This window comes from Salegentibacter maritimus, from assembly GCF_016236915.1.
Taxonomy (GTDB): Bacteria; Bacteroidota; Bacteroidia; order Flavobacteriales; family Flavobacteriaceae; genus Salegentibacter; species Salegentibacter maritimus.
This window is the reverse complement of record NZ_JAEHOK010000020.1, coordinates 1-20,161: the sequence shown is the minus strand read 5'-3', so window position 1 is coordinate 20,161 and position 20,161 is coordinate 1. Positions and strand designations below refer to the sequence as shown.

The window sequence follows — 20,161 nt, the reverse complement described above, 5'->3', positions numbered from 1 at the left end:
ATAAAAGATTGCTATGAGGCCAAAATTGACTTTAAAACAAATTGCAAGAGAATTAGACGTGTCAATTTCTACAGTTTCCAGGGCATTAAGAGATAGTTCTGAAATTGGGGAAGAAACACGAAAAAAGATCAAAGCTTTTGCGAAATTTTATAATTACAAGCCAAACAATATAGCATTAAGCTTAAAAAACCGAAAAACAAAAACTATAGGAATTATTATTCCGGAAATAGTTCATTATTTCTTTACTACAGTAATTAGTGGAGTAGAAAAGGTAGCTAACGAGAAAGGCTATAATGTAATAGTATGCCTTTCCAATAACTCTTTCGATAAAGAAGTACTTAATATGGAGCTTTTAGCCAATGGGAGTACAGATGGTTTTATTATGTCTATGGCTAAAGAGACATTACAAAAAGAGGATTACCATCATTTTACTGAAGTTATTAATCAAGGAATGCCCTTGGTTTTGTTTGATCGTGTAATAGATGAGATTCATTGTGATAAAGTGATTATAGACGATGTGATTGGTGCTAAAAAAGCAGTACAGTACTTATTAGATACCGGGGCACAAAAAATAGGCCTTGTCTCTACTGTAGATTATGTGAGTGTAGGGAAACTAAGAACCCGTGGTTATCTTGAAATTTTAAGGGAAAATAATCTTGAAGTTGATCAAAACCTTATCCTTAAAATAGAAGATATGGATAGTAGTGAAGCCGAAATAAAGGATTTTATTAATAAGAATGAAGTAGATGCAGTATTTGCGGTAAATGAACACTTCGCTATTCATGCCATAAAGGCTATACAAGAAAAAGGTCTAAAAGTTCCAGAAGATGTATCTGTAATTGGTTTTACGAATGGTGAACTTTCCAAAAGATTTATTCCCAGTCTTACTACAGTAAGTCAGCACGGTGAGCGTATGGGAGGCGAAGCTGCAAAACTTTTAATAGATAAACTGGAAAGAAAACCAGATGAAGGAGAGTCTTATAAAACAGTGATTGTGGAAACCAGTTTAATAGAAAGAAATTCTACCAAATCTTTAATTTAACATCTCAGATTTAAAATTTTCTATATATTTACAGCATCTTAATTAGATTATCAGGACTTATATTTTTACTTCCTACCTAAAAATAAGTTTTGATAAGCTTTCCGCTTATCGTAATTCTTAATTGAGCGATATGCAAAAACGCAGATTAAATTTCTGGGAGATTTGGAACATGAGTTTTGGTTTCTTAGGAATTCAGATGGGGTTTGCTCTCCAGAATGCCAACGCAAGTAGAATTTTACAAATTTTTGGTGCCGATATTCACGAACTTTCGTGGTTTTGGTTAGTTGCACCAGTTACCGGTTTAATCGTTCAGCCCATTATTGGATACTACAGCGACAGAACCTGGACAAGCCTTGGACGTAGAAGACCATTCTTTTTAACCGGAGCAATTTTAGCGGGAATAGGTTTGATTTTAATGCCCAATGCCGATTGGTTTATAGCTATTTTACCTTCTCTTTGGGTAGGTGCCGGGATGCTCTTTATTATGGATGCTTCCTTTAATATAGCGATGGAACCTTTTCGCGCCCTGGTGGCCGATAAATTACCTTCAGATCAAAGAACCCTTGGTTTTAGCGTGCAGACTGTTTTAATAGGAATTGGAGCCGTAATTGGTTCCTGGTTACCTTATGTATTAGCTAATTGGTTTGATATAAGTAATAGAGCAGTAATAGGAGAAGTCCCGCTGAACCTTTTACTTTCTTTTGTAATAGGAGCAGCTATACTGGTGGGGAGTATATTGGTTACGGTAATTACAACCAAAGAATATTCTCCCGAAGAACTGGAGAAAATGGACGACCATATTGAAGAACCGGTCGATGAAAAGGAAAAATCCAGTTTGCTGGATATATTTTCAGATTTTGCTAAAATGCCGCATACCATGAGGCAGCTTAGCTGGGTGCAATTCTTTTCCTGGTTTGGGCTTTTTGGCATGTGGGTCTTCTCAACTCCTGCAATTGCCCACCATATTTATGGATTACCACTTTCAGATAATAGCAGTGAAATCTATCAGGATGCCGGCGATTGGGTTGGTGTTTTGTTCGGGGTTTATAATGCCGTTTCAGCAGTTTTTGCATTTTTTCTTCCTGCAATAGCCTTAAAAATAGGAAGAAAAAACACTCATATCGTTTCCCTATTTATTGGTGCACTGGGAATGCTTTCCATTTACATAATGCCAAACGAATATTGGCTTTTGCTTTCAATGGTCGGGATAGGAATTGGCTGGGCCAGTATTTTAGCGATGCCCTATGCTATTCTTGCCGGTTCTATTCCAGCGAAAAAAATGGGTGTTTATATGGGGATCTTCAATTTCTTTATTGTGATTCCGCAAATTGTAAACGCGCTGGTTGGCGGACTAATGGTAAAATACCTATACGATGGAAATCCAATCTACGCCTTAGTAACCAGTGGAATTGCCTTTTTAATAGCTGCTATACTAACTTTTAGAATAGATGACGTAGATGAACCGGTTAAAGCATAGAATTAAAACGTCAGTTCGATTTGATTAAGCGAAATAAAAATCAAAGTATATCGAACACTTCGCATAAATATTACCCGAATTGACAGTCTTAATTAAGGTTTAGACGCTACTTACAAACAATGATACTTAAAGTAAAACAGATTGAGATATTTAAAATGATGGAGATAAATAAAGGAGTAATATTTGATTTGGACGGGGTAATTGTAGATACCGCTAAATTTCACTTTTTAGCCTGGAGAAAATTGGCTAACGATTTGGGATTCGATTTTACCGAAGAGCAAAACGAACAGCTTAAGGGCGTAAGCCGTGAGGATTCGTTAAAGAAAATACTGGATTGGGGAGAACTTGAGCTCTCTAAAACAGAGTTTAAGCGCCAAATGACACTTAAGAATGAAAATTATCTCTCTTATGTCGCTAAGATGGATGAGGACGAAATTTTGCCCGGCGTTCAAAAAGTACTCGATTATTTAATTGATAATAATGTTCCTTTCGCTTTGGGTTCGGCAAGTAAAAATGCACGAAATATTCTAAAAAAAATCAACTTACTGGATGAGTTTGATGCAATAGTGGATGGTACAGATGTTAGCAAAGCAAAACCCGATCCTGAGGTATTTCTTATTGCTGCAGAAAAACTAAATATTAAACCTGAAAACAGTATCGTGTTTGAAGATTCGGTTGCCGGAGTGCAGGCAGCAAATAATGCAAACATGATTAGCATTGGAATTGGAGCACAAAAAACACTGGGCGAAGCCGATTATGTGTTTACTGATTTCACCGAAATTAATATAGAATTTATAAAGAAATTACTCACTAAGTAAGATTTTTAAAATATTAGAATTTGCACCTTACGGCCTTGTGCTGGTGTTATTTAATTACAAACGAGACAGAAATAAAGTAATGAACCAAGATTATATACAACCAAACGAGTGGTCCATTCTGGAAGAAGGATTTAATGTAGAACGCGTAAAATCTTCTGAAAGCCTTTTTAGTATAGGTAACGGCGTTATGGGCCAGCGAGCCAATTTTGAAGAAGAATATTCTGGGCCAAGTTTCCAGGGAAGCTATATTGGCGGGGTTTATTATCCCGATAAAACCAAAGTAGGCTGGTGGAAAAACGGATATCCTGAATATTTTGCCAAAGTATTGAATGCGCCCAACTGGATTGGGATTAATGTATTTGTAAACGATCAAGCTTTAGACCTTTTTACCTGTAAAAAAGTCGAGGATTTTAAGCGTGAGCTTAATATGAAAGAAGGCTTTCACCAACGCAGTTTTGTAGCCACTTTACCAAACGATATTGAAGTTTCGGTAAAAGCCACTCGTTTTCTCTCTATTGTTGAAGATGAACTTGGCGCAATAGATTTTGAAATTGAAGTTTTAAATAATGATGCTGAAGTTAGATTTGAGCCTTATCTAGATGGGGGAATCAAAAATACCGATGCCAACTGGGAAGAACGCTTCTGGAAGACTTTAGAAGTGAAATCTGAAGGCAACAAAGGTTTTGTGCTCTCTAAAACCCTGAAAACCGAATTTCACGTGAATACCTATATGCAATCTGAAGTTTTGCTAAATGGGCAAAAACAGGATGTAGATTTTACTGAAACGAAAGCCGAAGATAAACTTACTTTTTCTTATTTAATTAATGCTAAAAAGGGACAAAAAGTAGGCCTTAGAAAATATGCGGGCTACGTAACCGATATGAACCATAAACGTGAAAATTTGGACGATACGGCTGTTAAAGTATTAGATTACGCCACTAATGCTGGATTTTCCAAATTGCTTCACGAGCAAAAAGAAGCCTGGGCGAAAATATGGGAAATGGCAGATATCACTATTGAGGGTGATGTAAAAGCCCAACAGGGAATTCGCTTTAATATTTTTCAGTTAAATCAAACTTATTTAGGAAAAGACGAGCGTTTAAATATTGGTCCAAAAGGCTTTACCGGTGAGAAATACGGCGGAAGCACTTATTGGGATACCGAAGCTTATTGCATTCCTTTTTATATGGCAACCAAAGATCAGCAGGTAGCCAGGAATCTATTAACCTATCGTTATAATCATTTAAACAAAGCCATAGAAAATGCCGAAAATCTGGGATTTAGCAATGGTGCGGCGCTTTATCCAATGGTGACGATGAATGGCGAGGAAAGCCATAACGAATGGGAAATTACTTTTGAGGAAGTTCATAGAAATGGCGCAATGGTTTACGCCATTTACAACTATGTTCGCTATACCGGTGATTTTGATTATATCCCGGAAAAAGGTTTGGAGGTTATGATAGCAATTGCAAGATTTTGGCAACAAAGAGTGAATTTCAGCGAACATAGAAATAAATATGTAATGTTGGGTGTAACCGGGCCAAACGAGTACGAAAATAACGTGCATAATAACTGGTACACCAATTATCTAGCGAAATGGTGTATCGAATATTGCCTGGAAACCATTGAAAAGGTGAAGGAGGCTTATACTGAAGATTATGAGCGGGTAATAGGCAAAACCAAACTCAATGAGGGCGAATTGGCAAAATGGAGAGAAGTTGCTGAAAATATGTATTTCCCATATTCTGAAAAGCACGAAGTTTTCCTTCAGCAGGACGGATTTTTAGATAAAGAGATCATTCCAATCGCTGAGTTAGACAAAGCGCAACGACCTATTAATCAGAAATGGAGCTGGGACAGGATTTTGCGTTCTTGCTATATTAAACAGGCCGATGTATTACAGGGTTTCTACTTTTTTGAGGATCATTTTAGCAAAAATGAGCTTGAAAAACATTTTGATTATTACGAACCCATTACCGTTCACGAATCATCGCTTTCACCTTGCGTACATAGCATTCAGGCCTCGCTTTTGGGTAGAACTAAACAAGCGTATGAGTTTTATTTAAGAACTTCCAGATTGGATTTGGACGATTATAATAAAGAAGTGGAGGAGGGTTGCCATATTACGAGTATGGCCGGAACCTGGATGAGTATTGTAGAAGGTTTTGGCGGAATGAGGGTGAAAGACGATCAGCTTTCTTTTAATCCTACAATTCCCGATGATTGGAAAACCTATTCCTTTAAAGTGAATTTTAGAGACCAGATATTAAAAGTGAAAGTTGCTGAAGATAAAACGGTTTTCTTCCTCGAAGGCGATAAAGGGATTGAAATTATTGTAGATGGAAAAGCTATTGAAGTACCGCCTAATAAAGAACTAGCGGTTTAATTTATTGTGATATGAAATTCCTGCAGGGTTTTACCCTTGTAGGTTTACAAGGTCGTTGCGATCCCGATTTTTATCGATAGAAGTTAGCTGCTAATTAGAAGTTTGCTTCGTTCATCGCAATGATTTAGAACAGAACTACTTAAACAAAAAATCATGAAAAAAACACTAATCATTCTAATGCTCCTTGTGGGATTAACCGGGTTTGCGCAAATAGAGCGCGTAGAACCACCAAACTGGTGGACGGGTTTTGAAAAAAACAAACTCCAGTTAATGCTTTACGGTGAAAATATAGGAAATGCCATTCCGAACATTGATTATCCGGGTGTTAGCATTGAAAATGTTGAAAAAGCCGATAGCCCAAACTACTTGTTTATTGATTTAGAGATTGGCGAGGCAGAAGCCGGAATTTTTGATATTAGATTTAAGTTGAAAGATGGTTGGGAAGAAGTGTATGAATATGAATTGAAAAACCGGGAAAAACCTGCATCCGAATATGTAGGTTTTAATAATACCGATGCGATTTATTTAATCACACCAGACAGATTTGCAAACGGAGATAAATCAAATGATAGCTTTGATTTTTTAAATGAAAAAACCATAGATCGTGAAGATGATTATGGGCGTCACGGCGGAGATATCCGCGGAATAATTGATAACCTTGATTATATAGACGAAATGGGCTTTACCGCTATTTGGCCTTCGCCTTTGTTGATTAACGATATGAAATCGGGTTCTTATCACGGGTACGCGATGACCGATTTTTATAAGGTAGATCCGCGGTTTGGAACGCTGGAAGAATACCGTGAACTGGCAGATAAAGCCGCCGATCGTGGAATAAAACTAATAATGGATCAGGTCGCAAATCACGCCGGCGTTGAGCATTGGTGGATGGACGATCTACCTTTTGATAATTGGATTAATTTTCAGGAGAAATTTGAAAATGGAGAAGACTTGGTGTATTCCAATCACCGTAGAACGACCAATCAGGATTTATACGCTTCTGAAACCGATAAAAAAGGAATGACTGAAGGCTGGTTTGTGGAAACCATGCCAGATCTAAATCAGGAAAATCCATTTATGGCCAAGTATCTTATTCAAAATAGTATTTGGTGGATAGAAACCCTTGGTTTGGGCGGAATCCGCCAGGATACCTATCCTTATCCCAATAAAGCATTTATGAGTGATTGGGCGGGTACAATTATGACCGAATATCCAAACTTTAATATTGTAGGCGAGGAATGGAGTTTAAATCCGTTGCTTATTCGCTATTGGCAGGATGGTGTGGATAATGGTTATGATTCTAACCTGAAATCTACCATGGATTTTGCGATGCAAAATAAAATTGTAACCGGCCTAGAAGCCGAAGAAACCTGGGGCACCGGCCTTATAGAAATTTACGAAGGTTTAGCTAACGATTTCGCTTATGCCGATCCTGAAAACATTATGATCTTTCCTGATAATCACGATAAAAGCAGGATTTATACTCAGTTAGGAGAAGATGTCACCAAAACTAAAATGACCGTTGCTTATATGGCTATTCTGCCAAGGATTTTCCAAATTTATTACGGTACCGAAGTTTTAATGGACGACAGCGAAAACCCCGGCGATCATGGTTTAATTAGAACTGAATTTCCAGGTGGGTGGGACGATAGCGAAGTGAATGCTTTTACCGGCGAAGGACTTTCAGAAGAAGAGGCTGATATGCAGAAATTCGTTAAACAAGTGATGAATTATCGCAAAAACAGCAAGGCTATTCATTCAGGAGAAACTAAACATTTTGCACCAGAGGATGGTACTTATTTAATTTCCAGAAAGGCTGGAGATGAGGTTGTAGTATTAATTTTAAATAAAAATGAAGAGGCAGTTACTTTAGAACTGGAACGTTTCAGCGAATTGAATTTAGAAGGAAAATCCTTTAAAAATTTAATTTCAGAAGAAACTTTCGTATGGGGAGATTCTTTGGAATTACCAGGGGAAGGCGTTTATTTTTTTACTACTAAAATGGAATAAAAGAGCCCCTGGGGGAATAAAAATATAAAAGGCTACATCAAGCTGAACTTGTTTCGGCTTCTAACATGATTTTAAGTTTAGGCATATTAGATCCTGAAATAAGTTCAGGATGACGTCAATAATGAAATATAGTAAAAATATAATATCAATTAAATAAAGAATAATGAAAAAAACATTAATAATGCTGCTAGCTTTTACGGCCATGCTTTCTTGCAAGGAGAATGAAAATCAAGAGCAGCCAGAACAAAAAGAAAAAGAACAGGCAGTTACACCTGTTTCTAACGAAGCTTTAGAATCGGCGGTCATTTATGAAGCTAATATTCGCCAGTATTCACCGGAAGGAACCTTTGATGCTTTTACTAAAGATATTCCGCAACTAAAGGAATTAGGAGTAAAAGTGATTTGGTTAATGCCTATTTATCCTATTTCGATGAAAAATAGGAAAGCTACAGGTGATCTTTCCGTAGAAGATATTGAAGATCCGGAAGAAAGAGAAAAATATCTGGGTAGCTATTATTCAATTTCAGACTATACAGATGTAAATCCCGAATTCGGAAATTTTGAGGATTTCGAAGAACTGGTTGAAACTGCTCACGAAAATGGGATGTATGTGATTTTGGATTGGGTAGCCAACCATACCGGTTGGGATCATAAATGGATAAAAGAAAATCCTGATTACTATCATAAAAATGAGAAAGGTGAAGTTACAGATCCTATTAATCCAGCAACAGGGGAATCCTGGGGATGGACAGATGTGGCTCATCTAAATTTTGAAAATAAAGAGCTTCACGAAGCTATGGGGGAAGAAATGGAATTTTGGGTAGAGAACTATGATGTTGATGGTTTTAGAGCTGATGTTGCCGGGGAAGTCCCAACCGAATTTTGGGAAAGTATTGTGCCGCAATTAAAAGAGATAAAACCGGTTTTTATGTTAGCGGAATCAGAAGATAAAGATCTTTTTGAAAATGCTTTTGATATGGGTTACAATTGGGAGGGTCATCACATTATGAATGAAATGGCCCAAGGCAAAAAGACCGCCAAAGACTGGGATGCTTATATGCAGAAGATAGATTCTACCTACCAGGACGATGATTATTTGATGAATTTTGTAACTAATCACGATGAAAACTCCTGGAATGGTACGGTAAAGGAGCGAATGGGGGAAGCTTCAGAAGCTATGCTGGCACTATCTTACACATTGCCGGGAATGCCTTTAATATATAGCGGACAGGAATATGACATGGATAAAAGACTTTTGTTTTTTGAAAAAGATACTATTCCGAAGGGCAAAGGTAAAGTTTGGCCATTGTTGGAAGAACTTGGTAAATTAAAAAATGAGAATAAAGCTCTTCACGGGGCAAAAGAAGCTGCTTCTTATGAGAGTATTAAAACTTCAGAAGAAGAAAAAGTTTTGGCTTTTAAGAGAGAAAAAGACGGGGCAAAACTCATTTTTATAGCGAATATGAATGAGATAAATATCAATTTTAATATTGAATTAGATGGAATATTTAAAAATTATTTTTCAGGAGAGACATTTACAATCTCAAAAGAAAAAGATATGAAATTAGAAGCCTGGGAGTATCTGATCTTGATAAATAAATAATTTTTTTACTAAAAAAATAAAAACAGGTCTCGCAAAAAGTTATTTTTCTTAGTTATTAACCGAAAACGTTTTAGTTTTTTAGGAAATTAGGTTATATGGTAGAATTAAAATAGCTTTGACCTAATGGCAAAGAAAATTAATAAAATAGCAGTCTTAACATCCGGTGGAGATGCTCCCGGGATGAATGCCGCCATTAGAGCGGTTGTTAGATCCTGTTCATATTATAACCTGGGGTGTGTTGGTGTTTACCGAGGCTACCAGGGGCTTATAGAAAAGGATTTTGAAGATCTTACCGCTAGATCGGTTAGGAATATTATTAATAAAGGAGGAACTTTTCTTAAATCTTCCAGATCTGAAGAATTTAAAACTAAAGAAGGAAGAAAAAAAGCTTACAAGAACCTTTCGGATGCCGGTATAGATGCTTTGGTGGTCATTGGAGGTGATGGAACCTTTACGGGTGGCCTTTACTTTAGTGGTGAATTCAACTTTCCAATTGTAGGAATTCCTGCTACCATAGATAACGATATTAATGGAACCGATTATACTTTAGGTTACGATACCGCTTTAAATACGGTAGTAGAGGCTATAGATAAGATTCGCGATACAGCAAGTTCTCATAACCGCTTGTTTTTAATTGAAGTTATGGGGCGTGATGCAGGAGATATTGCTTTAAATAGTGGTATTGGGGCTGGTGCCGAAGAAGTATTGCTTCCCGAAGAAGACGGCGGGATTCAGCGAATGATGGAGTCTTTGGAGAAAAGTAAAAAATCAGGAAAAACTTCCAGTATTATCGTAGTAGCTGAAGGGGAGAAGAGTGGTAAAAATATTTTTCAATTAGCCGAAGTTATTTCGGAAAGTCACAAAGAATATGATATTAGAGTCTCTGTGCTGGGTCATATTCAAAGAGGAGGTTCCCCAAGTTGTTTTGATCGTGTTCTGGCCAGTAAGCTTGGCGTTGGTGCGGTTGAAGCATTAACCGATGGTAAAACCAATATCATGGTGGGAGTGGATCATAAAAAAGTGGTGCATGTGCCTTTGGAAACCGCTTTAAAAGAAGACAGGGAATTTGATCAGGAATTAAGAAGGGTGGCAAACATCACTTCTGTGTAAATTTTTTAAAATTTAAATTATGAGTACAAAAATTGGAATTAATGGTTTTGGCCGAATTGGACGTATCGCGTTTAGAATCGCGGCTGAAAAAAGTGACGTAGAAGTTGTAGCAATAAACGATTTGTTAGATGTAGATCATTTGGCATATATGCTGAAATATGACTCTGTTCACGGTAAATTTAAAGGAGATGTTGCTGTTAAAGACGGAAACCTTGTAGTAAACGGTAAAGATATTCGTATTACAGCAGAAAAAAATCCAGAAGACCTTAAATGGGGAGATGTAGGAGTAGACGTTGTTGTTGATTGTACCGGAATTTTTAAAGAAAAAGATAGCGCAAGTGCTCACCTTAAAGCAGGTGCTAAGAAAGTTGTGATTTCTGCACCTTCTAAAACCGCACCTATGTTTGTAATGGGTGTAAACCACCAGGATGTAAAGCCGGAAGATACTATAGTTTCTAATGCTTCTTGTACAACTAACTGTCTTGCACCACTTGCCAAAGTAATAGATGATGAGTTTGGTCTTGTTGAAGGTTTAATGACCACGGTTCATGCAACTACAGCTACTCAGCTTACAGTAGATGGGCCATCAGCAAAAGACTTTAGAGGAGGTAGAAGTGCACTTATGAATATTATACCTTCTTCAACTGGAGCAGCCGTAGCAGTAGGTAAAGTAATTCCTAAGTTAGATGGAAAACTTACCGGAATGGCTTTTAGAGTTCCAACTGCCGATGTTTCTGTGGTAGACCTTACAGTTAAAACTGAAAAATCTGTAAGTTACGACGATGTAAAAGCTGCATTCAAAAAAGCTTCAGAAGGCTCTTACAATGGAGTGATTTCTTATACAGAGGATGCTGTGGTTTCTCAAGATTACGTATCAGATGCACATACCTGTAATTTCGATGCTGAAGCTGGTATAGCTCTTAACGATAACTTTTTTAAACTAATCGCTTGGTATGATAACGAGTATGGTTATTCAGCCAAACTTTTGGATTTAGCGGCACACGTTAATTCAATTTAATATTTTACATTAGAGCCTGAAGAAAGTTATGCTTAGGTTTTTCCTCTTAGCACTTTCCTCAGGCTTTTTAATTTAAATCATATTCATATAAATGATACTAATAGCTGACGGTGGATCAACAAAATGCGACTGGATTTTACTTAGTGCAACGGGAGAAGAATTGCTTAGAACCCGTACTAAAGGCTTAAATCCCGCGGTATTTCCAGAGGTAGTGCTGGAACAACGTGTTGAAGAAAATGCCGATTTAAGAGAAGTAAAGGATAAAGTAGAACGAGTACATTTTTACGGTGCTGGTTGTGGTACTGAAACACCTAGTAAACTATTACAAGGAATTTTCACCAATTTCTTCACCAATGTAGAGGAAGTGATAATTTTGGAAGATATGGTGGCTGCTGTTTATGCGGCGACTACAGAGCCTGGAATTGTTTGTATTCTTGGTACAGGATCCAATAGCTGTTTCTTTGACGGTAAAGATATACATCAGTCAGTTGATTCCCTGGGATATATTCTTATGGATGAAGCCAGTGGAAACTACTTTGGGAAAAGGCTTATCAGAGATTATTATTACAAAAGAATGCCTCCTGAACTTTCAGTAGAATTCGGTAAGAAATATAATCTTGATTCTGATGAGATTAAGAAAAACCTTTATCGTAAGGAAAATCCAAATACATATTTAGCATCATTTGCTGAATTTATCTTTTCTAACGAACGTAATGGATATTTCTATAAATTAGTTCACGAGGGTATTACCGATTTTATGCATTCTCGCGTAATGTGTTACAAACAAGCGCAAAATACACCGGTACACTTTATTGGAACAATTGCTCATTTTAGCGAAGATATCATACGGGCAGTAGCGCAACCTTACGGGATTGAAATAGGAAATATTGTACGCAGACCCATTGATGGGTTAATAGAATATTATAGAGAAAAAGTGCTTGTTGCTAAATAGTAAGTTTTTCTTATAAAATTTAGTACATTTAGGAAATTTTGTTCTTAAATGTTAGTAAAGGTTTATGGGAGTGCTGTATTTGGGGTAGAGGCTACAACAATTACCATAGAGGTAAATGTGGCAACTGGTATTGGTTATCATCTGGTAGGGCTACCCGATAATGCCGTAAGGGAGAGTAGTTTTAGAATTGCGGCAGCCCTTCAGAATAACAAGTATAAATTTCCCGGAAAGAAAATTATTGTTAATATGGCACCGGCAGACCTTAGAAAAGAAGGTTCTGCCTACGACCTTAGCTTAAGTCTTGGGATTTTGGCAGCTTCAGGCCAAATCAATGCTAAAAATATATCAAACTATATTATTATGGGTGAGCTTTCGTTAGACGGAAGCTTACAACCTATAAAGGGAGCCTTGCCCATTGCTATTAAGGCTAAGGAAGAGGGTTTTAAAGGTTTTATCCTTCCTAAACAAAATGCAAAAGAGGCTGCAATAGTAAGCGGACTTGATGTATATGGGGTGGAAAATATCACCGAAGTCATTAACTTTTTTGACAAAGATGAAGCTTTAGAACCTACCTTAATAAACACACGCGAAGAATTCTATAAAAGCCTGGATCATCCGGAACATGATTTTGCCGATGTAAAAGGTCAGGAATCTATAAAGCGCTGTATGGAAATAGCTGCAGCCGGTGGACACAATATTATTTTAATAGGTCCTCCTGGAGCAGGGAAAACCATGCTTGCTAAACGCTTGCCTAGTATTTTGCCTCCAATGAGTTTACATGAGGCCCTGGAAACCACAAAAATACATAGTGTGGTGGGAAGGGTGAAGGAGCATGTAGGTTTAATGTCTCAAAGACCTTTTAGGAGTCCCCATCATACAATTTCAGATGTAGCGCTGGTTGGTGGTGGAGCTTACCCTCAACCGGGTGAAATTTCGCTTTCTCATAATGGGGTTTTGTTTTTAGATGAATTACCCGAATTTAAACGCGGTGTTTTAGAGGTGATGCGCCAACCGTTGGAAGATAGGGAGGTTACTATTTCCCGGGCTAAATTTACCGTAACTTATCCTTCGAGTTTTATGTTGGTGGCTAGTATGAACCCCAGTCCCAGTGGTTATTTTAATGATCCAGATGCGCCGGCAACATCTTCTCCCGCAGAAATGCAACGTTATTTAGGTAAAATTAGCGGGCCCCTTTTAGATAGAATAGACATTCATATTGAAGTGACCCCGGTGCCATTTGAAAAGTTAAGTGAAGAAAGACGGGGTGAAAGCAGTGTGGAAATTAGGAAAAGGGTAACACAGGCACGCCAGCTTCAAACCCAACGTTTTGAAGAATCTGATTCGGTTCATTATAATGCGCAAATGAGTGTGGGGCAAATTCGGGAATTTTGTGCTTTAGACGAGGCTTCAAAAGCATTGCTTAAAACCGCGATGGAGCGTTTAAACCTTTCTGCACGTGCTTACGATCGTATTTTAAAAGTTTCCAGAACCATTGCCGATTTAGAAAACTCAGAAAATATTCATGGAAATCATATCAGTGAAGCTATTCAATACCGAAGCCTGGATCGTGATGGGTGGCTAGGTTAATTTTTAAGTAAATTTTGATATTTTTAAAAGCTTTGCTCTTTAAATTTTGTCAACTTTTAATTTATATTTACCTCTTAAAGAAATACATATATTTAAATTCAGCTTGTTTTAACCTTTCGTTGGCTCGTGAGAGCATTTGAAGGAGTTTGTTTGCTAAGACCAGACTATTATGAAAAAAAGTTTATCCTTGCTAATATTGATTTTAATTTTTGCATGTAAAGGTGACCCTGAAGGGAAAGATGCTTCAAAAATTGAAAACGATAGTATTATAGACAAAAGTATTTTAAATAGTGAATTGCTTGAAGAAAATCGGGTGGAATTTACGCTAAAAGAAGCAAATAACCTGGCGGAGCTTCCGTTAAATTGCATTAATACCGAATATCCAAACAAATTGGGCCAAACCTTGGAGAATAAAGGAGCATTGGGTGAGCCTTCAGAGCTTCACCCGGCATTTTATGGGTGTTTCGATTGGCATTCTTCCGTGCATGCACATTGGTCTATGTTAAGCTTGCTGAAACAGTTTCCCGATTTGGAAAAAGCAGAAACTATTAGACGAAAATTAAAGGAGTCTCTTTCTGCAGAAAATATTCAGGGGGAAATAGCCTACTTTCAAAGAGAGGAAAGTACTTCTTTTGAGCGTACCTACGGGTGGGCCTGGCTATTAAAATTGGCTGAAGAATTAGAAACCTGGAACGATCCTCTTGCAGAAGAGCTTAGTGAAAATTTAGCTCCCTTAACCAATCTTATAGTTGAAAAATATATAGAATTCCTGCCAAAATTGAATTACCCTATTAGAGTGGGGGAGCACACCAATACGGCCTTCGGACTTAGCTTTGCTTACGATTATGCTATTGCTGCAGAAAACGCCGAGTTAGAACAACTCATTTCAAAACGCGCTAAAGACTTTTATTTAAAAGACGACGATTGTCCTTTAAGCTGGGAACCTAGTGGTTTCGATTTTCTTTCTCCCTGCCTGGAAGAAATAAATATTATGCGCCGGGTTCTGCCTAAAAATGCGTTTGAAATGTGGCTGGATGATTTTCTTCCGCAATTGAGATCGGAAGATTTTCAAATGGAAGTTGGGGAAGTTTCAGATAGGACTGATGGAAAATTGGTACACCTTGACGGACTTAACTTTAGTCGTGCCTGGGTTTTCTACGGACTTATCAATCAATATCCTGAAAAGTTCTCTCATTTAAAAGTTCTGGCCGATAAGCATATGGCTTACTCCTTCCCCAATTTGGTAGGCGATAGCTACGAAGGTGGCCATTGGTTGGGGTCTTTTGCTATTTATGCTTTGCAGGAATCTAAAGGTCAATAGTGCGAAATTTCCTTAAAAATCTGGGTCCGGGAATATTGGTCTCTGCGGCTTTTATTGGTCCGGGGACAGTTACAGTATGTACACTTGCCGGGGTTGAATTTGGTTATAGCCTGCTTTGGGCGTTATTACTTTCTATTTTTTCCTGTATAATCTTACAGGAAATGGCAGCCAGGTTGGGTGTGGTTTCTCAAAAAGGTTTAAGCGATGTTATTCGGGAAGAGATTAAAAAACCAGCCTTCAGGGTTTTAGCGATTATTCTTATTTTTTCAGCGATAGTTATTGGTAATGCTGCCTATGAAGCAGGTAATATAACCGGTGCCGTTTTAGGGGCAGAAGCTATTTTCGGAGTTCAAAACATCCAATTTGGTGATTTTAAGCTCAACCTTTGGAGTATTTTTATTGGCTCTGTCGCTTTTATACTTTTGTTTACCGGTAGTTATAAAACCCTTGAAAAGGTCTTTATTGGCCTGGTTTTATTAATGAGTATAAGTTTTGTGCTTACTGCTATTCTTACAAAACCGGATATTTTAGAAATTTTAAACGGACTTATTCCAACAAGCAATGCTGCCGGTTTGCTTACGGTAATGGCTATTGTAGGTACAACGGTGGTTCCTTATAACTTGTTTTTACACGCTTCTCTTGTTAGTGAAAAATGGAAAGAAGCTTCCTATTTATCTATTGCCAGGAAAGAACTTATAGTTTCTATAATTCTTGGTGGTACTGTTTCTATGGCGATTCTTATTAGTGCGGCTTCCTCGGGATTAACTAATGTAAATTCTGCAGCTGATATGGCGGTGAGCCTGGAGCCATTATTTGGAAAATTTGCCACCTGGTTTATGTCTTTGGGACTTTTGGCTGCCGGAATCACTTCTTCTATTACAGCACCTTTGGCGGCCGCTTACGTAGTAAAAGGTTGTTTTGGATGGAAGGGGGGAATGAAATCATTAAAATTTAAAATGGTTTGGGCTTCAGTGCTTATTTTAGGCGTTTTCTTCTCTTCCCTGCAAATTAATCCGATTGAAATTATACGTTTTGCTCAAATCGCTAACGGAATCCTCTTGCCGGTAATTGCCATTTTCTTATTTTGGGTAGTCAATAAAGCTTTGGTTTTGGGTAAACACCGCAATTCTAAGCTGCAGAATGTACTGGGATTACTTGTTATTGCACTTTCCGTATTTTTAGGGATTAAAGCGATTCTAAGCGTTTTACAAAGTTTTTAATAAGTTCCGAATATTCTATCTTACTAAGAGGCTTTTATAGCTTTGAGGAATTGCAAAATTTAAAATAAAAAGATGAAAAAAATCCATATAAACTGCGATTTAGGTGAAGGTGGCGACTTTGATGCCGCTTTAATGCCGCATATTTCTGCCTGTAATATTGCTTGTGGAGGCCATGCCGGAAATTTGGACACTATGCAGCAAACTATTAAACTTGCTTTAGAGCATGGGGTAGAAATAGGAGCACATCCTTCTTATCCCGATAAAGAGAATTTTGGAAGAAAAACTATGGAGATTTCTGCGGAAGAATTGCAGCGTTCTATTGTTGCGCAAATCTTAAGTTTAAAACAATTGGCCGAAGCAGAAGGGGTAAAACTTACCCATGTAAAACCTCATGGAGCACTTTATAATGAAGCTGCAAAAGACGAAAAAGCAGCTCAAATCATCATAGATTCCTTACTGGAATTCGATCAAAAATTAGCCCTTTTTTGTCCATTAAATTCAGTGATTTCTAAACTTGCGAAAGGCAAAATTCCAATAGTTTTTGAAGCTTTTGCAGATCGAAATTATAACCCGGATTATAGCCTGGTGTCGCGTTCAAAATCCAACGCCTTGATAAGCCAAAAAGAAGCTGTTTTTGAGCATCTTTTTTCTATGTTTTTTGAAGGGAAAATTACCAGCGATAACGGGTCGAAAATCAGTTGCAGTGCCACTACTTTTTGCCTGCATAGCGACACACCAAATTCAGTGGAAATTATGAGTTTTTTAGACCAGAAATTTGCTGAGCATAACGTTAAAATTAAGAATGTGAATGAATGATTTTCCTAAGATAACACCGATGGGGGAGCGGGGAATTCTAATAGAATTTGAGCCTAAAATAGATGAAAATCTTCTTGAAAAATTGATTTTTTATAAAAATAAGTTGGAGGAGTTTTATGATGAAGTAAACATTGAGGTAATCAATACATATAACTCGTTATTAATTAGTTATATGTTTACTATAGAAAACATCTATAATGAGGTTTTAGCCATCAAAAAGCTGTTTGGAGAGGCCAAGATAGGAAAAATAAATAACCAACAAATTTTCTATTTGCCGGTTTGCTATAATGAGGAATTTGGTTGGGACCTGGAATACATTTCTAAAGAAAAAAAGCTCTCTACAGAAGAAATTATTAAGTTTCATACCAAGCCGTTTTATACCGTGTTTTTTACTGGATTTTTACCCGGATTTTTATACCTGGGAGGGTTGGATAAAAAGCTTCAAATTTCGCGTAAAGATCAACCCCGAATGAAGATCGAAAAAGGGGCTGTTGGAATAGGCGAAAACCAGACCGGAATTTACCCGAAATCCAGTCCCGGTGGATGGCAGATTTTAGGTAATTGTCCCGTGCAATTTTTTGATAAAAATAACAATCCTCCATGTGAGATTTCGGCCGGAGATAAAGTGAAATTTTATTCGGTTTCCAGAGAGGAATTTAAAGAGATTTCAGAGCAAATTTCCGAAGGAACTTTTCAACTAAAAAAAGAAAATTATGAAGGCTGAAGTTAAAGTGTTACATCCCGGATTATTTTCCACGATACAGGATTTTGGCCGTCGCGGATTTCAAAAATATGGAGTTCCTTTAAGTGGAGTGATGGATAGAATCGCTTTAAAAATCGCCAACCTTATTTTGCAAAATCAGGCCGACGCCGCGGTGATGGAAATTACCCAAATGGGGCCAAAACTTAAATTTTCGGCAGCTACAAAAATTGCCATTAGCGGAGCAAATCTTTCTCCAAAACTGAACGATATTGAAATTGACAATAACCAGGTGGTGAAAATTCACGAAGGTGATATTTTATCTTTTGGCAGGCCAAAACTTGGGATGCGTTCTTATTTAGCAATCCTCGACGGATTTAAAACTGAAAAGATTCTTGGAAGCCGTAGTTGGTACGAAGATATTACCAGCCACGAAAAGCTAGAGAAAGGGATGAAGTTGCAATACGAAGCTTCTGAGGAGGAAAAATATGAGACTCACGCTGGGATAAAGTTTGATGAGGAATATTTGAGTTCAGAAGAAATAGAAGTTTTTCCCGGCCCTGAATTTGAAAAACTGCCTGAAACTTTAAAAAGTCATTTGAGACAGAGTAAGTTTAGTATTGATAAAAATAATAATAGAATGGCGATTCAGCTGAGCGAGATCTTAGAGAACGAACTGCAGCCAATTATTACCGGCCCGGTGCTTCCCGGTACTGTTCAACTTACTCCCGGCGGAAAATTAATCGTTCTTATGCGCGATTGTCAAACCACCGGTGGTTATCCCAGGGTTTTGCAACTAAGCGAAAAAGGAATTAATATGATGGCGCAGAAAAAGGCGGGAGATAGTATAGGGTTTTTGTGGAAATCCTAACTATTCTTTACTATTCTTTTTACGTCATGCTGATTTCTATGACACTTGCAAGTTATTATTATATATTTTTTGATTTTTTATGATGGCAAAAATTCTATGAATGATCTTATTTCTTACAGCATTTAAGACGCTCATTTTGTTTTTGCCTTCATTTACCTTTCGATGGTAATATTGTTTTAAATCAGAAGGCAATTGGATCGCCCTCATGGCTGCTAAATGCAGTATTTTCTTAATGCCTTTATCTGCATAGATAGAAACCGATGCCCTACCAAAAACAGAAGTTCCTGAACTTTTTGAAAATGGCGCCACTCCAGCATAACAGGCAAATTTACGAGGATTTGTGATCGATTTAAATGCATTTGTTTTAATCAACATATTCCACGATAAAATAGGACCTACTCCAGGAATAGCACGTATTAAATGGTATTGGTGCTTCAATACACTATTGTGCTCAATAACCTCAATTATTGATTTGTCGGTTTGTTTTATTTTTTCAGTTAGTAATTGAATAAGTTCAGCTCCGTGCTCTTCCAGTTGCGGCAAGTCAAGATCTGCAATCAGTAGGTTTTCTTTGTTTTTTGCTTTGAGTTGGGCTCTTTGCTTAATTAACAGGTTCCTATGGGATATAAGTGCTTTCAGCTTTTCTATTCCCGGTTCTGGTTTTTGATGTGGTTCGAGTTCTGTGTGGTTTTTTTCCAGGAATTTAGCAATACGGAAGGCATCTATAATATCATCTTTTCCTCTGGTGAGTCCAATACTTTTGTGTAAATGCAAAGGATTTACTTCGTAAAAAACGATATTTAAAGAGGTTAAGACTTCAATAATCTTACGGCCATATCGCCCCGTATTCTCAATACAGACTTTTAAACTTTGTGGCTTTGAGCCACTAAAAAAAACTTTTATAGCTTTTTTGTTGTTATCAATACGTTTGGCCAGTTTCTTCTCACCTTTTATAGAACAAATATCCAATGTGTTTTTACTGATATCAATACCTACAAAAGTCAATGAATTTTTCATAATTTTGGTTTTAGTTATGAATGGATTAAATTAAATAGGACTCAATTCCTTAATAATGGGCTTTTAATCCCGAATTTCTATTTGAGTTACTATTTAGGGAAAGAGTAGGTACTGAATCAGCATATAGCTCTTTTAACTGGAACTTGTTATAGTTAGCCTACTCTTTTTTAATCCTTAATTTACACAAATTTTACTCTTGCAAGTCTAAAGGAA

General features: G+C 37.3%; 16 protein-coding genes. 15 read left to right on the top strand and 1 reads right to left on the bottom strand.

Going from position 1 to position 20,161, the window contains the following annotated elements; translation table 11 throughout:
* Nucleotides 1–13 precede the first annotated feature (13 nt).
* The 15 genes from I6U49_RS13565 (at nt 14) to I6U49_RS13495 (ending at nt 18,931) form a co-directional block, all read left to right on the top strand.
* The gene (locus I6U49_RS13565; RefSeq protein WP_198629215.1) at nt 14–1,042 is read left to right on the top strand and encodes a LacI family DNA-binding transcriptional regulator; all 1,029 of its coding nucleotides are present in this window, start codon (nt 14–16) and stop codon (nt 1,040–1,042) included.
* A 130-nt stretch (nt 1,043–1,172) separates the two neighbouring features.
* Nucleotides 1,173–2,519 (top strand): MFS transporter, encoded by a 1,347-nt coding sequence (locus I6U49_RS13560; protein WP_198629214.1) that lies wholly within the window; start codon nt 1,173–1,175, stop codon nt 2,517–2,519.
* A 119-nt stretch (nt 2,520–2,638) separates the two neighbouring features.
* A complete protein-coding gene (gene pgmB, locus I6U49_RS13555) occupies nt 2,639–3,337 on the top strand; it encodes a beta-phosphoglucomutase (protein WP_232804724.1) in 699 nt (232 codons plus the stop codon).
* Nucleotides 3,338–3,416: 79 nt separating this feature from the next.
* Nucleotides 3,417–5,723: a glycoside hydrolase family 65 protein gene (locus I6U49_RS13550; RefSeq protein ID WP_198629213.1), complete on the top strand. Its 2,307-nt coding sequence runs from the start codon at nt 3,417–3,419 to the stop codon at nt 5,721–5,723.
* 153 nt (nt 5,724–5,876) lie between these two features.
* Nucleotides 5,877–7,733, top strand: a complete 1,857-nt coding sequence (locus I6U49_RS13545) for a glycoside hydrolase family 13 protein (RefSeq protein WP_198629212.1) — start codon at nt 5,877–5,879, stop codon at nt 7,731–7,733.
* 163 nt (nt 7,734–7,896) lie between these two features.
* Nucleotides 7,897–9,336, top strand: coding sequence for an alpha-amylase family glycosyl hydrolase (locus I6U49_RS13540; protein ID WP_198629211.1), 1,440 nt, complete (start codon nt 7,897–7,899; stop codon nt 9,334–9,336).
* 123 nt (nt 9,337–9,459) lie between these two features.
* Nucleotides 9,460–10,446, top strand: coding sequence for a 6-phosphofructokinase (gene pfkA, locus I6U49_RS13535; RefSeq protein WP_193709992.1), 987 nt, complete (start codon nt 9,460–9,462; stop codon nt 10,444–10,446).
* A gap of 19 nt (nt 10,447–10,465) precedes the next feature.
* Nucleotides 10,466–11,464, top strand: coding sequence for a type I glyceraldehyde-3-phosphate dehydrogenase (gap, locus tag I6U49_RS13530; protein WP_193709991.1), 999 nt, complete (start codon nt 10,466–10,468; stop codon nt 11,462–11,464).
* A gap of 91 nt (nt 11,465–11,555) precedes the next feature.
* On the top strand, nt 11,556–12,416 hold the full coding sequence (locus I6U49_RS13525) for an N-acetylglucosamine kinase (protein ID WP_193709990.1): 861 nt from the start codon (nt 11,556–11,558) through the stop codon (nt 12,414–12,416).
* A 48-nt stretch (nt 12,417–12,464) separates the two neighbouring features.
* Entirely contained in the window at nt 12,465–14,003 is a 1,539-nt protein-coding gene (locus I6U49_RS13520) for a YifB family Mg chelatase-like AAA ATPase (RefSeq protein WP_193709989.1), read from the top strand.
* Between the two features lie 169 nt (nt 14,004–14,172).
* Nucleotides 14,173–15,324, top strand: a complete 1,152-nt coding sequence (locus I6U49_RS13515; protein ID WP_198629210.1) for a DUF2891 domain-containing protein — start codon at nt 14,173–14,175, stop codon at nt 15,322–15,324.
* Complete coding sequence (locus I6U49_RS13510) at nt 15,324–16,544, top strand: Nramp family divalent metal transporter (RefSeq protein WP_198629209.1); 1,221 nt, start codon at nt 15,324–15,326, stop codon at nt 16,542–16,544. The genes I6U49_RS13515 and I6U49_RS13510 overlap by 1 nt, the downstream gene beginning before the upstream one ends.
* A 72-nt stretch (nt 16,545–16,616) precedes the next feature.
* The gene (gene pxpA / locus I6U49_RS13505) at nt 16,617–17,360 is read left to right on the top strand and encodes a 5-oxoprolinase subunit PxpA (RefSeq protein ID WP_198629208.1); all 744 of its coding nucleotides are present in this window, start codon (nt 16,617–16,619) and stop codon (nt 17,358–17,360) included.
* A complete protein-coding gene (gene pxpB / locus I6U49_RS13500; RefSeq protein WP_198629207.1) occupies nt 17,353–18,084 on the top strand; it encodes a 5-oxoprolinase subunit PxpB in 732 nt (243 codons plus the stop codon). Before pxpA ends, pxpB begins: the two co-directional genes overlap by 8 nt.
* Nucleotides 18,074–18,931, top strand: coding sequence for a 5-oxoprolinase subunit C family protein (locus I6U49_RS13495; protein WP_198629206.1), 858 nt, complete (start codon nt 18,074–18,076; stop codon nt 18,929–18,931). The genes pxpB and I6U49_RS13495 overlap by 11 nt, the downstream gene beginning before the upstream one ends.
* 36 nt (nt 18,932–18,967) lie before the next feature.
* On the opposite strand, the gene I6U49_RS13490 is transcribed toward I6U49_RS13495, so the two are convergent.
* The gene (locus I6U49_RS13490) at nt 18,968–19,948 is read right to left on the bottom strand and encodes an IS110 family RNA-guided transposase (RefSeq protein ID WP_198627550.1); all 981 of its coding nucleotides are present in this window, start codon (nt 19,946–19,948) and stop codon (nt 18,968–18,970) included.
* Between the last annotated feature and the right edge of the window lie 213 nt (nt 19,949–20,161).

What these genes read in the sequence shown, in the direction of transcription:
- pxpA (WP_198629208.1), top strand. Translation starts at nt 16,617, where the DNA reads ATGAAAAAAATCCATATAAACTGCGATTTAGGTGAAGGTGGCGACTTT.
- I6U49_RS13560 (WP_198629214.1), top strand. Translation starts at nt 1,173, where the DNA reads ATGCAAAAACGCAGATTAAATTTCTGGGAGATTTGGAACATGAGTTTT.
- I6U49_RS13495 (WP_198629206.1), top strand. Translation starts at nt 18,074, where the DNA reads ATGAAGGCTGAAGTTAAAGTGTTACATCCCGGATTATTTTCCACGATA.
- gap (WP_193709991.1), top strand. Translation starts at nt 10,466, where the DNA reads ATGAGTACAAAAATTGGAATTAATGGTTTTGGCCGAATTGGACGTATC.
- pxpB (WP_198629207.1), top strand. Translation starts at nt 17,353, where the DNA reads ATGAATGATTTTCCTAAGATAACACCGATGGGGGAGCGGGGAATTCTA.
- I6U49_RS13550 (WP_198629213.1), top strand. Translation starts at nt 3,417, where the DNA reads ATGAACCAAGATTATATACAACCAAACGAGTGGTCCATTCTGGAAGAA.
- I6U49_RS13545 (WP_198629212.1), top strand. Translation starts at nt 5,877, where the DNA reads ATGAAAAAAACACTAATCATTCTAATGCTCCTTGTGGGATTAACCGGG.
- pfkA (WP_193709992.1), top strand. Translation starts at nt 9,460, where the DNA reads ATGGCAAAGAAAATTAATAAAATAGCAGTCTTAACATCCGGTGGAGAT.
- I6U49_RS13540 (WP_198629211.1), top strand. Translation starts at nt 7,897, where the DNA reads ATGAAAAAAACATTAATAATGCTGCTAGCTTTTACGGCCATGCTTTCT.
- I6U49_RS13490 (WP_198627550.1), bottom strand. Translation starts at nt 19,948, where the DNA reads ATGAAAAATTCATTGACTTTTGTAGGTATTGATATCAGTAAAAACACA.
- I6U49_RS13520 (WP_193709989.1), top strand. Translation starts at nt 12,465, where the DNA reads ATGTTAGTAAAGGTTTATGGGAGTGCTGTATTTGGGGTAGAGGCTACA.
- I6U49_RS13515 (WP_198629210.1), top strand. Translation starts at nt 14,173, where the DNA reads ATGAAAAAAAGTTTATCCTTGCTAATATTGATTTTAATTTTTGCATGT.
- I6U49_RS13565 (WP_198629215.1), top strand. Translation starts at nt 14, where the DNA reads ATGAGGCCAAAATTGACTTTAAAACAAATTGCAAGAGAATTAGACGTG.
- I6U49_RS13525 (WP_193709990.1), top strand. Translation starts at nt 11,556, where the DNA reads ATGATACTAATAGCTGACGGTGGATCAACAAAATGCGACTGGATTTTA.
- pgmB (WP_232804724.1), top strand. Translation starts at nt 2,639, where the DNA reads ATGATACTTAAAGTAAAACAGATTGAGATATTTAAAATGATGGAGATA.